The sequence below is a fragment of the Streptomyces sp. NPDC003248 genome (assembly GCF_055563235.1).
The window spans coordinates 21,396-33,935 of the sequence record NZ_JBVHDT010000027.1 but is presented as its reverse complement, the minus strand read 5'-3'; the positions used below and the strand labels follow the sequence as shown (position 1 = coordinate 33,935).

8 protein-coding genes are annotated in these 12,540 nt (G+C 72.7%); 5 read left to right on the top strand and 3 right to left on the bottom strand.

Going from position 1 to position 12,540, the window contains the following annotated elements; all coding sequences use genetic code 11:
* Positions 1–193 precede the first annotated feature (193 nt).
* Positions 194–1,141, top strand: coding sequence for a bifunctional riboflavin kinase/FAD synthetase (locus ACZ3KJ_RS34905; protein ID WP_467532929.1), 948 nt, complete (start codon positions 194–196; stop codon positions 1,139–1,141).
* 84 nt (positions 1,142–1,225) lie between these two features.
* Here the strand turns inward: ACZ3KJ_RS34905 and ACZ3KJ_RS34900 are convergent, their stop codons facing one another.
* The 3 genes from ACZ3KJ_RS34900 to eccE form a co-directional block, all read right to left on the bottom strand.
* Positions 1,226–4,498 carry an SCO5717 family growth-regulating ATPase gene (locus tag ACZ3KJ_RS34900; protein ID WP_467532927.1) on the bottom strand — a complete coding sequence of 1,091 codons (3,273 nt, stop codon included), beginning with the start codon at positions 4,496–4,498 and terminating at the stop codon, positions 1,226–1,228.
* Positions 4,499–5,081: 583 nt separating this feature from the next.
* Positions 5,082–5,849, bottom strand: a complete 768-nt coding sequence (locus ACZ3KJ_RS34895; RefSeq protein ID WP_467532926.1) for a hypothetical protein — start codon at positions 5,847–5,849, stop codon at positions 5,082–5,084.
* Positions 5,850–5,854: 5 nt separating this feature from the next.
* Positions 5,855–7,168 carry a type VII secretion protein EccE gene (eccE, locus tag ACZ3KJ_RS34890; RefSeq protein WP_467532924.1) on the bottom strand — a complete coding sequence of 438 codons (1,314 nt, stop codon included), beginning with the start codon at positions 7,166–7,168 and terminating at the stop codon, positions 5,855–5,857.
* A 195-nt stretch (positions 7,169–7,363) separates the two neighbouring features.
* Between eccE and eccB the strand changes: the two genes are divergently transcribed.
* From eccB to ACZ3KJ_RS34870, 4 genes are all read left to right on the top strand, one after another.
* On the top strand, positions 7,364–8,890 hold the full coding sequence (eccB, locus tag ACZ3KJ_RS34885) for a type VII secretion protein EccB (RefSeq protein ID WP_467532923.1): 1,527 nt from the start codon (positions 7,364–7,366) through the stop codon (positions 8,888–8,890).
* A 14-nt stretch (positions 8,891–8,904) separates the two neighbouring features.
* A complete protein-coding gene (gene mycP / locus ACZ3KJ_RS34880; RefSeq protein ID WP_467532921.1) occupies positions 8,905–10,146 on the top strand; it encodes a type VII secretion-associated serine protease mycosin in 1,242 nt (413 codons plus the stop codon).
* A gap of 206 nt (positions 10,147–10,352) precedes the next feature.
* Complete coding sequence (locus ACZ3KJ_RS34875; RefSeq protein WP_467532920.1) at positions 10,353–10,781, top strand: hypothetical protein; 429 nt, start codon at positions 10,353–10,355, stop codon at positions 10,779–10,781.
* Positions 10,782–10,870: 89 nt separating this feature from the next.
* Positions 10,871–12,481 (top strand): WXG100 family type VII secretion target, encoded by a 1,611-nt coding sequence (locus ACZ3KJ_RS34870; protein WP_467532918.1) that lies wholly within the window; start codon positions 10,871–10,873, stop codon positions 12,479–12,481.
* The last annotated feature ends 59 nt before the right edge of the window (positions 12,482–12,540 follow it).

Below are 12,540 nucleotides of genomic sequence, written 5' to 3'. Positions count from 1 at the left end.
GACCGCCCCCGGCGGCACGGCCGGAGGCGGCCACAGGCGGAGCGGACGCCGGGGCGGGGACGTGGGCAGGATCACAGGCCCCATGCCGATGCGGGCCGACAAGACCCGGCATGGCACCCTTAGAGCTGCGTAAGCGGTCAACGGAAAACGCGGTCAACGGTAAACACGGACACGGGTTCGAGGAGCGGTCACAGTGCAGCGCTGGCGTGGCTTGGAGGACATCCCCCAGGACTGGGGGCGCAGCGTCGTCACCATCGGTTCCTACGACGGGGTGCACCGCGGCCACCAGCTGATCATCCAGCACGCCGTGGACCGCGCCCGTGAACTGGGCGTGCCCACCGTCGTCGTCACCTTCGACCCGCACCCCAGCGAGGTGGTCCGCCCCGGCAGCCACCCGCCGCTGCTCGCCCCGCACCACCGCCGCGCCGAGCTGATGGCCGAGCTGGGCGTGGACGCGGTCCTGATCCTGCCCTTCACGACCGAGTTCTCGAAGCTGTCCCCGGCCGAGTTCGTCGTCAAGGTCCTGGTCGACAAGCTGCACGCCAGGACGGTCGTCGAAGGCCCCAACTTCCGCTTCGGCCACAAGGCCGCCGGCAACGTGGACTTCCTGGCCGAGCAGGGCGAGATCTACGACTTCGAGATCGAGGTCGTCGAGCTGCGCCTCACCGGCGAGGCGGGTGGCGGCGAGCCGTTCTCCTCCACCCTGACCCGGCGCCTGGTCGCCGAGGGCGACGTCGAGGGCGCCACCGAGATCCTGGGCCGCCCGCACCGCGTCGAGGGCGTGGTCGTGCGCGGTGCCCAGCGCGGCCGGGAACTCGGCTTCCCCACCGCCAACGTGGAGACGCTCCCGCACACCGCGATCCCCGCCGACGGCGTCTACGCCGGCTGGCTGCACGCGGACGGCGAGGCGATGCCGGCCGCCATCTCCGTCGGCACCAACCCGCAGTTCGACGGCACCGAGCGCACGGTGGAGGCGTACGCCATCGACCGCGTCGGCCTCGACCTCTACGGCCTCCATGTCGCCGTCGACTTCCTCGCCTTCGTCCGCGGCCAGGCCAGGTTCGACACGCTCGAGGCGCTGCTGGAGCAGATGGCGCAGGACGTCAAACGCTGCCGGGAGCTGATCGCGGCGGCGGAGTAACCCCGCGGCCCACCACCACGAAAGGGCGGCCGGTGTCCCAGGACACCGGCCGCCCTTCGCTCGTGGCTACTGCTACTGCTACTGCTACTGCTGCGGGGGCGGGGGAGGGACCTGTCCCTCGGCGCCCTGCGGGTGCTGCGGGTGCTGTGGCTGCGGTGGCTGCTGCGGGTACCCGGCGGGCGGCTGACCGTGCTGCGGGTACGGCTGGCCGGGCTGCGGCGGGTAGGGCCCGCCCTGCTGCGGCACCTGCGCGTACGGCTGGCCTTGAGCGTACGGCTGACCCTGCGGGTACTGCCGGCCCTGCGGATAGGGCTGGCCCTGCGGGTACGGCTGCGGCGGGTACGGCTGGCCGGGCTGCTGCGGGTAGGGCTGTTCCGCCTGGGGCGGGTAGGGCTGGCCCGGCATGGGCTGGCCGGGCATCGGCGGGGCGGCGACCGGCGGCGGGTTGCCGTCGCTGGTCCACAGACCGTGCATCTGCTGGTGCCGGACGAAGTCCTCGGCCACCATCGCCGCGAGGTTGAAGTACGCCTCCCGCACCTTCGGCCGCATCATGTCGAGGTCGACCTCGGCACCGGCCGCGAGATGCTCGTCGAACGGCACGACGACGACGCCCCGGCACCGCGTCTCGAAGTGGCTGACGATGTCCTCCACCTTGATCATCTTGCCGGTCTCGCGGACACCCGAGATGACCGTGATGGACCGCGAGACGAGCTCGGCGTACCCGTGCGCGGACAGCCAGTCCAGCGTGGTGCTGGCGCTGCTCGCGCCGTCGACCGACGGGGTCGAGATGATGATGAGCTGGTCGGCGAGGTCGAGCACCCCGCGCATCGCGCTGTAGAGCAGACCCGTGCCCGAGTCGGTCAGGATGACCGGGTACTGCTTGCCGAGCACGTCGATCGCGCGCCGGTAGTCCTCGTCGTTGAACGTCGTCGAGACGGCCGGGTCCACGTCGTTGGCGATGATCTCCAGCCCGGAGGGGGCCTGGGAGGTGAACCGCCGGATGTCCATGTACGAGTTGAGGTAAGGGATCGCCTGGACCAGGTCACGGATGGTGGCCCCGGTCTCCCGCCGCACACGGCGGCCGAGGGTGCCCGCGTCCGGGTTGGCGTCGATCGCGAGGATCTTGTCCTGCCGCTCGGTGGCCAGCGTGGAGCCGAGCGCGGTGGTCGTGGTCGTCTTGCCGACGCCGCCCTTGAGGCTGATGACGGCGATGCGGTAGCACGACAGCACGGGCGTGCGGATGAGCTCCAGCTTCCGCTGCCGCTCGGCCTCCTCCTTCTTGCCACCGAGCTTGAACCGGCCGCCGCCGGCCGCCGGGCGGCTGCTCTTCGCCTTCTGCTTCTTGTTGTTGAGCAGCCGGTCGGAGGACAGCTCCACGGCCGCCGTGTAACCCAGCGGGGCGGCACCCGGGTTGACCGGCTGCCGCTGGTCGTGCTGGATCGGCTGCGGCCAGGCGGCTCCGGTACGGGGGTCCATCGGGGGCTGCGGAACGTGGGGGTCCTGGGGCGCCTGTGCCTGTGCGTGCGGCTGCTGGTGCGGCTGTGCGTGCGGCTGCGGGGAGGCCTGCGGTGGCTGGGGGACATGAGGTGCCCCGGGTGCCTGCTGGGGCTGACCGGCGAAGCCCTGCGGTGCACCCGGAGGCGTTCCGTGGGGAGCGCCAATGGGGGTGGTCTGCCCGTCGGCCTGCTGCGGGATCCCGGCGTGCGGCTGGGGTGCCGGGGGCACCTGGGCGGCCGGGGGCACCTGGACGGCCGGGGGCTGAGGGAAGCCGTAACCACCGGGCGCGGCCGGGGGCGCGGGCACGGGACCGGCGGGGGGCTGGGGGAAGCCGTAGCCGGGCTGAGGGTTGGGGGCGGGGGGCTGTGGGAAGCCGTACCCGGGCTGGGCGTCGGGGGCGGGTGCCGGGTTCGGGACCTGCGGCTGCTGCTGAGCGGTGGGTGCCGGGGGCTGCGGGAAGCCGTACCCGGGCTGCGGGGCGGGCGCGGGCGCGGCCGGGCTCCAGGCGGGCGGCGCCGGCGGCTGCTGGGCCGCCGCAGGCGCGGACGGGTCCGTCTGCTGGGGCTGGGACTGAGCCTGTGGGCCCGGCTGGGCCGGCCACTGGGCCGCAGGGGCGGGCGCGGCCGGCTGGTACGACGGCGGCAGCGGCGGCACCTCGCTCCGCGGGGCCTGCGGAACGGTCCAGGCGGGCGGTGCCGGCGGTACGGCGGCCTGAGGCTGCGCTTCCTCCGTCGCCTCGGCTTTCTCCGTTTCCTCCGTCCCCTCGGACGGCAACACGTCCTCGGAGCCCGGCTCCGCCGCAGCGGGCTCCTGCGGCTCCTGCGGCCCTGCGGCGGACACCTCGGCGTCCGAGCCGTCGGCGTCTCCGGCCTCACTCTCGGTCTCCGCGGCCACCGAGGTCTCACTCGGCGAGTCGGCCTCGTCGGCGGAGACGGAGGTCTCCGCTTCCGCGTCCGAGGGCTCCGCGCCAGCCGCGGAGGCGTCGTCGGCCGCGCCGTCTTCGGAGTTCGGGGCGGTTTCGGAGGCGGTACCGCCGTCCGCCGTGTCCGGCGCCGGCTGGGCCCCCGCCTGCTCCGCGATCTGACGCCTGAGCGCGACCGGCGAGAAGCGCATGGTGGCACCGCTCTCGAGATCCCCGGTGGAGGTGCCGTCCTCCTCGGCGGTCGACGCACCCGTGCTGTCGCCCTGGCCGGGGAAGCCCGCGCTCGGCACCGGCTGCACCGGCGGCTGCGGCTGCGGTTCGAATCCGCTGCCCTCCGGCAGCCTCGGCACGGCGCCGTGCCCTGCGGGAGGCGTGGGGTGCACGGGAGGCGCAGGGTGCACGGGAGGCGCAGGGGGCGCGGGCGGAGTGAAAGGCGCCCCCGCAACAGGAGCCGCGGGCGGCGGGAACGGCGCCCCCGGTACCGCCGGAGGAGGCGGCGCGAACGGCCCACCGGGCGCCATGTCCGCCTGTCCAGGCGACCCCGGCCCCGGAACCGGACCACCGACCAGGAAATCACCACCCGGAGCACCCGGAGCACCCGGAGCACCCGGAGCACCCGGAGCACCCGGAGCACCCGGAGCACCCGGAGCACCTGGGCCCGCCGCAGGAGCGGCCCCCGTACCAGGAGCCGTACCCCAACCGGGACCCGCTTCCGATCCACCCCCCGAAGCGTCTCCCGATCCGTCCCCCGAACCGGTGTCGGATCCCGGCCCGGTGTCGGACCCCGATCCCGACCCTCCGGCGTTCTGCGTGTACCAAGCCGGCGGCGCGTAGTCGATGGTGAACTCGCCCGTCATCTCGATGGAGGAGTCCGCGTCGGGCTGGTCATCGCCGGGTGTGGCCCAGCCCCCGCGCATCCCGTCCCGATCGCTGCTCACAGTTCCTCCTGGTGTGGTCGAGCACCCTCATGCCGTGCCGGGGCGACCGAGTTCCTTGTCGTCCGAAGTGGTTCGAGGCCGGCCGAGTTGTCCGAGGCAGGTCGTCCGACGCACAGGCCCTCCCCGGGTCGCCGACACCCACCCCACGGCTTCCGGTGCCGCGCCCCGCACCAGCCTAATCATCAGGTGCCCCGTCTCGGCAGGCCCGCCCGTCCCTCAGTACCAGTCCATCACGTCCACCACGGCCCGATGCAAGCCACCTGCCCCGGACCACGGGCCGAGCGGAGAACCGCCGCCCGCAGAACGGCAAACCGCTTCCCCCGAGCGGAAGCCACCTCCTGAGCGGAAGCCACCTCCTGAGCGGAAGCCACCTTCCCGAGCGGAAGCCACCTTCCCGAGCGGAAGCCGCTCTCCCGAGGGAAGCCGCCTTGCCGAGCGGAAGCCACCCTCCCGAGCGGGAACCGCCTTGCCGAGCGACGAACCGCCGCCCGCCGCCCCTCACCCGCCCGCCACCACCCGGCGCGCGGTGCCCCGCCCCACACCCCACGCCCCCAACACCCCGTCCCCAGCCGCCCCGTCCGCCTCAGTCCATCCGCCGAGGCCTGCCCAGCAGCCCGATCTCCGCGTCCGTCGGCTGCGTCATCACGTACTGCCGGTCGCGGTCGGTGCACCACAGCGTGAAGCCGTCGACGAGGGTGGGCAGCGCCTCCATGTTCTCCCGGGGCAGCGTCAGGGCGCGGCCCAGTTCGGCGGCTTCGTCCGGCGAGATCCGCTGCACACCGACGAGCCGGGCCTGCCGGATGAGGCGCGGCGCCACCGGGCTGAGGTACGGCAGCAGCGTCAGCACGGCCTGCCAGGGCCCGGACGCCACCCGTCCGCGCGGCGGACGCATACCGCAGTCCCGCACCACCAGTACGGGCGTCCCCGCGGAGGCGCCCTGCGGAGGCACCCGGCCGACCTCGTACACCGCGAGGCCGTTCTGCCCGCCGCCCATGGCGTGCACCATCTGCGCCCACGCCTGCGGCCGGCCCGTCTCCACCGCGACCCGGGCCCCGGTCGCCGCCGCCCTCAGCGCGAGGACCTGCGCGGTCCACAGACCGCCGATGAGGACGACGTCGTACGGCGTGGGCCGGTTGAGCCCCAGCACCGCGGGCCGCCCCTCGGCGTCGACACCGATGACGACCCCGTCGTCGCCTATGGGCAGCGCGAGCGAGGCCAGTTGCTCCACGGTCGACGAGTGGCGGCCGTGCCGCGGGCCGATGAGGCCGAAGCCGCTGCGCAGCGCCCGTACCGCCCGCCGGCCCGCGGAGGGCTCCGGCCGGCCGGCGGTGGCGGCCGCCCCGGTCGTCATCGCCGTCACCGAACACCTCCGAGGGGCAGAGTGGCCAGGATCCCGGGCACCTGTTCCCGGTCGAGGCGGACGAGGCCCGCGCCGGTGTGCCGGGCCGCGCCCTGCACCGCGCGCCGGGCCGCCACGAGTTCGTCGTCACTGCGGCCCGTCACCCGGATGTGGCCGCTCAGGGACACCTCCTGCCGGTCACCGCGCGCGAGGGCGACGCTGAACGTCGTGGCGAGCGCCGGAACCGACGTGACCAGGGCGACGAACTGCGGCAGGGACGGCGCGTTGCCGCCGCCCAGCGAGGGCCATCGCCGTAGCCAGTAGGTCGTGTGCCGGCGGTTGTCGCAGCGCCAGCTCCGGCCGGATTCCTCCGTCCGCCGCTCCACCGCTCCGGTCCGGCCGGCCTCCGCCGTGATCAGCGGGTTGGCACAGGCCGACGTGGCGATGGCGGCCGTCAGCTGCTCCTCGTCGAGGAGGGACGCGCGGAACCCGGCCCCGGTGAGCCGGCTCGCGAGGTGGTCGGCGGCCCGCACCACGCACTTCTGGGCGCCGACGAGACCGCCCCCGCGCGCGGCCACCGCCTCCGGACACAGCTCCGGGTCCAGCTTCAACGCGATCCACGTGATGCGTACGGCCGGAGCGCCGGTCTGCTCCTGAAGGGGCGCGTAGTTGGCCACGGCCACGGACTGCGGGGGCAGGTGCAGCGCGGGCGCGGGCTGGGTGTGCAGCACGATCTGGGCGGACTCCAGGCGGATCCCGTCCACGTCCAGCGCGTCGTGCACCAGGGCGAGCGGCAGCGGCTGCCGGTTGCGCTCGGCCCGCAGGGCGGTCGCGTCCGCCTCCACCAGGAGCACGGCGGTGACGAACGAGCCGTCCCCGACGATCCCGACGGGCCGCCGGTCACGGCCGCCGTAGGTGTACGTCCGCAGGCTGGGGTCGCACTCCAGGGCCGGTGCGAAGCCCGGTTCGGTCCCGGGCGGTATCTCCAGGGCCGCGGACACTCGCTGCCGGGCCTTCAACGCCCGTGCCGTGGCCAGCCATTCCGGCAGGGAACGGCCGCGGCGGCGGGCGACGGAGAGAACCACCAGCACGACGGCGACGGCCCCCGCCACCGCGAGACCGACCGGGCCGACCGCCCAGCCGACGAGCAGCACGGCGACCGCGATCTCCCACAGGACCAGCCGTTGCAGGCGGAATGCCCCGGCCTGCCCCGAACGCGCCCTGAGCTGGGGCACGCCCGCCGCCGACGCACGCTGAGGTGTGTGCGGCCGGGGCGCCGAAGAGCCCCGCGCCCGTGACCGGCCGGAGCGCTCACGCGTTCCCGAAGCCATCACCCGATCCCCCCGTTTCGCTCACGACTCGTCCGTGTTTCCGCACCGCACCGGGCACTTGACGGCCCGGGAACCCTACCCGCTCCCCAAATCCCCGCGGACAACAGGCATAGTAGGGGGCCGCTCTGACATCGGGGGCGGGGAACCGGCCCCGATGGTGCGGCCAGGACGGGAAACGGGGAGAGACACAGACAGATGGCATCCCGGCGCGATCAGCTCAATGCCTACACCTTCGCGAAGCGCCGTACACTCGCGGCCTTCCTCCAGTCGTCGACCGACGGTTCGGAGGAGGGGGCGCCGAGACCGCTGCGCGCGGTTCTGCCCAGCGTCATCGTGGGGGTGATCGTGATGGCCGTCTTCGGGGCGTGGGGCATGCTCAAGCCGACCGCGCCGACGGGCTGGGACACCCCCAACGCCAAGGTGATCGTGGCCAGCGACTCGACCACGCGCTACGTGGTGCTCAAGACCGACGGCCAGGTCCAGCTGCACCCGGTCCTCAACATGGCCTCCGCCAAGCTGCTCCTCGACGCCGGGGAGGGCGACGTCGTCACCGTCGCCGAGTCCGTCCTCGACAACGGCGACATCCCGCACGGAGTCACCATCGGCATCCCGTACGCGCCCGACCGGCTGCCCTCGGCGTCCGAGGCGGGCACCGCGAAGCGCTGGGTGGTCTGCGAACGCCCGGGCGCGGGCGGCGGCGACTCCGTCCAGAAGGCCGCGCTGGTGCTCTCCACCCGCGACATGAAGGTCACCGACGGCAAGGGCCGCCTCACCGGCGGCCAGCTGCTCTACGTGGCGGACCCCGACGGCAAGCGCTACGTCGTCGACGCGGACGGCAGGGCGTACGCCGTCGACGCGAGCGACGAACTGCTGCTGCGCGCCCTGGTCGGCTCCAACCGGCAGCCGCAGCGGGTGTCCGCGGAGTGGCTGGCGACCCTGCACCAGGGTGACGCCATCACCTTCCCCGCCATCGACGGGCAGCCGGGCGCAGCGGCCGGCGCGCCGGGCCAGCTGGACGACTCGGCCAACAGGGTCGGCATGGTCCTCAAGGCGTTCGACAACAACGCGGAGCAGTACTACGTCGTCCTGCCCGGCCGGGTCGCGCCCGTCTCCGCCTTCGTCGCCCAGCTGCTGCTGTTCAGTGAGGAGCTCGCCGAGCTCGACCAGGCCGGACAGGCCCGTGAGGTCAGCCCCGGCGCGATCGTGCCGGGCAAGGAGTTCGGCACCGAGCACCGCTGGCCGACCGGGGACCCCACGCCCGTCAACGACGCGTCGACGGCCTCCGGCAGCCGCAGCACGGTCTGCAACGTCCTGCGCGGGGTGAACGCCGACACCGGCGCCACCACCCTGAGCACCTGGGTGGGCACGGACTTCCCGGAGAAACTGCCGGCCGGTTCCTCCAGCGCCTACGTCACCCCGGGCTCCGGCCAGCTCTACCGCCAGTTCCAGGGGAAGGCGACCAAGGACGGTCCCGTCTTCCTCGTCACCGACACCGGCCTGCGCTACGTCCTGCAGTCCAACGCCGACAGCGCAACGGACGACGCGGGCATCGGCACGACGGCCAAGGAGCGCGAGCAACTCCAGCAGGAGGCCCAGCAGGCCCAGACGCGCCTCGGCTACAAGGACGTGGACGCCGCGCCGATCCCCACCGCGTGGTCGGAGTTCCTGCCCACGGGCCCGCGTCTGTCGACGGCCGCGGCCCGCCAGCCGCAGGGCTCGTGAGGAGGACACCGACGATGGTGCTGCGCACGGCGCTCGCGGCGGCCGCGAGCCTGCTGACCACGGCCACGGTCCTGGCACCCCCCGCGGCCGCCGCGGACACGTTGCCCTACTCGGACCAGTGCCAGTTCCCCAACGGCCTGTACTCGGGCCGTCCCTGGTCCCTCCAGCGCGTCCTCCTGGAGGAGCTGTGGAGCCAGTCCAGGGGCAAGGGGGTGCGGGTGGCCGTCATCGACACGGGCGTGGACGTGCAGAACCCGCAGCTCACCGATGCGGTCGATGCGGCGAGCGGCCGCAACCTCCTGCCGAAGAACCTCAAGGACGAGGACGGCGAGCCGATCGAGCGCGGCAAGGAGAACGGCACGACGGACACCGTCGGCCACGGCACCAAGGTGGCCGGCATCATCGCCGCCCGCCCCGCCGACGGAACCGGCTTCGTGGGGCTGGCCCCCGAGGCGACGATCATCCCCATCCAGCAGAACGACGCGGAGGGCCACGGCACCACCGAGACCCTGGCCACCGCGATCCGTTACGCGATCCAGGCCAGAGCCGCGGTCATCAACATCTCCCAGGACACCTCGAACGCGGTGAAGCCCTCCTCCGATCTGGAGAAGGCGATCGACGAGGCCCTCGCCCAGAAGATCGTCGTCGTGGCGTCGGCCGGCAACGACGGCGTCGGCGGCAACGTCAAGGAGACGTACCCCGCCTCCTACGAGGGCGTCCTGGCGGTCGCCGCCTCCGACCGCAACAACGAACGCGCCTCCTTCTCCCAGTCCGGCGACTTCGTCGGCGTGGCGGCCCCCGGCGTCGACATGATCTCGACGGTCCCCCAGGGCGGCCACTGCTCCGACAACGGTACGAGCTTCTCCGCGCCGTACGTCGCGGGCGTCGCGGCGCTGATCAAGGCGAAGCACCCGGACTGGACCGCCCGCCAGGTCGTGGCCCAGATCGAACAGACCGCGGAGCGCACGATCGCCGGCCACGACCGGCTGGTCGGCTGGGGCGTGGTCGACCCCGTCCGCGCCCTCACCGAGGACGACCACCCCCTGGAGTCCCCCGACCCGCAGGAGGGTCTCACCCGAGCCCAGGCCCCCACGGCCGCGAAGCTCCAGGTGGGCGAGACCGCCGACGAACGCAACGCCCGCCTCGCCACGTACGTGGCCGTGGCGGCGGCGGTGCTCGTCGCGGGACTCGGCGGCACGGCGGTCGCGATCCGGGACGCGCGGCGGCGGGCGCGGAGGGTCGCGGGGGCGGAGTAGAAGCGGCCACGGGCCGAGCGCGGCCCCGGACCGCAGGCCGCCGGACGTGAAGGACCGGTGAAGCTTCGAGCGGCTATAGCACACCTGTCGCATAAGGAAGTTGGGACTGTCATACCTAGTCATTAGAGTGGTCGTGTTGCAGTCATGAACACTTGAGGAGCGTGAGCTGCTCAGGACAGCAGCGGACAACGGGGAGGGAAAGCTTCGTGCTTGCGGACATGGGGGGCTCCGCCGACGTACGGCGTGGGCTGATGGCGCTCTCGAAGTTCAAGAAGCGGGTGGACGACCTGCTGAAGGCCTTCGAGGACTCGGCTGGAGGATCGTCGAAGGTCGCGGCGCACAGCCTGTCGCAGAGTGCGTTCGGCACGGGGAACTTCCCGGAGGCGAAGACTCTCCACCTGGAGTACGAGCGCGTCCACGAACGCATCACGTCGCTGTCCAAGTCGCTCGGGCTGCAACTGGAGGCGATGTACATCGCCGTCCACGGCGTGGACGTCACCTTCGACAACCTCGAAGAGGACCTGCGGTACCGCTTCCACGAGATCCGCGCCGAGGTCAACCAGGAACGTGACGAGATGCTGCACGAGCAGATCAAGCGCGACAACGACGCCGACCACACCGACGCGGGGTACTGATGAGCGGCGACAGGAAGCAGCCGGACCTCTACCAGGCGGAACACCAGGAGGCCGCCCGGCAGAACGACACCCTCGACGCGGTCACCGACATGACCCGGATCGTCAGCCCCTTCGGGGCCACCAGGGGCATCCACTTCGGCAAGACCAGCTTCGAGAACCACGAGCTCAACCAGATGATCGACATCGTCGAGTCCGCGAGCCCCGAGCTGCTGGAGAGCGCGGGTACGGCCCTGGTCGCGGCCCGTGACGCCATCAACGACGCCGCCAACGAGCTGAGCCGCAACCTGGGCGACGTCGACTGGGAGGGCGAGGCCCACACCGCCTTCTACGACTGGGGTACCGACCTGGTCACCACCGCTCTCTCCCTCGCCTCCTACACCGACGTGGTCGGCACCCAGGTCATGGCCGCGAGCTCCGGCCTCGCCTCCGTACGCAAGTCCATGCCCCCGCGTGACAACCGCACCGACCCCAAGAAGGTCGACGACATCCCGGTGGTCCAGCAGGTCGACACCAACGACGAGTACGCGGCGGCGGTGAAGGCGGAGAGCCACCGGCAGGAAGCCATCAACCAGATGTACCGCCTGGCGTCGTTCTACACGGTGTCGAGCGGGACGATGCAGTCGGCCGAGGAGCCGGTGTTTCCTAAGATGCCGAGTGTGGGGGTGCCTGCGCCGGCGCCTGAGAATGGGCTGATCGAGGGCCCACCGGTCCAAGGTTCGCTCTCGACCGTGGATGAGTCGGGAAGTACGAAACAGCACCTCGCGGCCTCCGGAGCAGCGCGACCCCACGCGGAGGGCTTGTCGTCATCCCATTCCTCGGAAGGGAGCGTGGACGGCTCCGTCAGTGCTCCAGTGCAGCACGTCGGCACAGAGATCGACAGTGTCGGTACGTTGCCGCCGCAGGAGAGCGTCAAGTCGACGCCCATCACGTCGCCGTCGACGACTCCCAACGTCACTCCCGTGGGAACGACCCCTCCCTTCGCCCCAGTTGCAGCACCCCCTGCAGCGCGCGGTCAGATCGGGCGTACCTCGGGCTTCGGTGGAGTGGCCGGGCCGAGGACGCCCACCTCTGCACAGGGGCGAGCCGGTGGTACGTCGGCGGGACGTACCGGAACCGGTGGCACCGGCCCGGTCGGACGTGCTGCCGCGTCAGGGAAGACAGGCGGCCGTGCGCCTGGCGCCGCAGGTCGAGGCGTGGTCGGAGGGGTGCCGAGGGCTGCCGGAACGGCGGCCGGCAAGGCCAGTGGCGTCCCACGCGGTCCTGTCACCGGGAACGGTGCCACGAGCCCGGGGCGTACGGGCGCCGGCCGCGGGGGCATCGGGCGCACCACCGATGGCGTCGTCGGCGGGAAGCCCGTCAAGGGAGCTACCCCTGGCGCCAACGGCTCCAGGGTGCCGCGCGGCACCGTCATCGGAAGTCAGAACGCACCCACCTCGCGCGGCACGGGCGAGAGGCCGGGCCAGCGTGGGGTGATCAAGGCACCGAGTTCGACGGCAAGCTCGGGACAGACACCAGGCCGTCCTGTCGGCAGTCCTGGTGGCGTGGTCGGCGCCCCCAAGGAGCGAGCTTCCAGGCCCAGGAACGGCGGACACACCCCTGGCGGAACCGGCGGGACGCGAGGCCCCGTGCCCAACAAGGGATCTGGCGAGACACGTGCGCGCCGTGATGAACGGCGCGACGGGCCGTCGTCGACCGACTGACCGGACAAGAGCGAGGACGAACAGAGGCATGGTGGCAGGGAGCAGTCGACGCGACATGT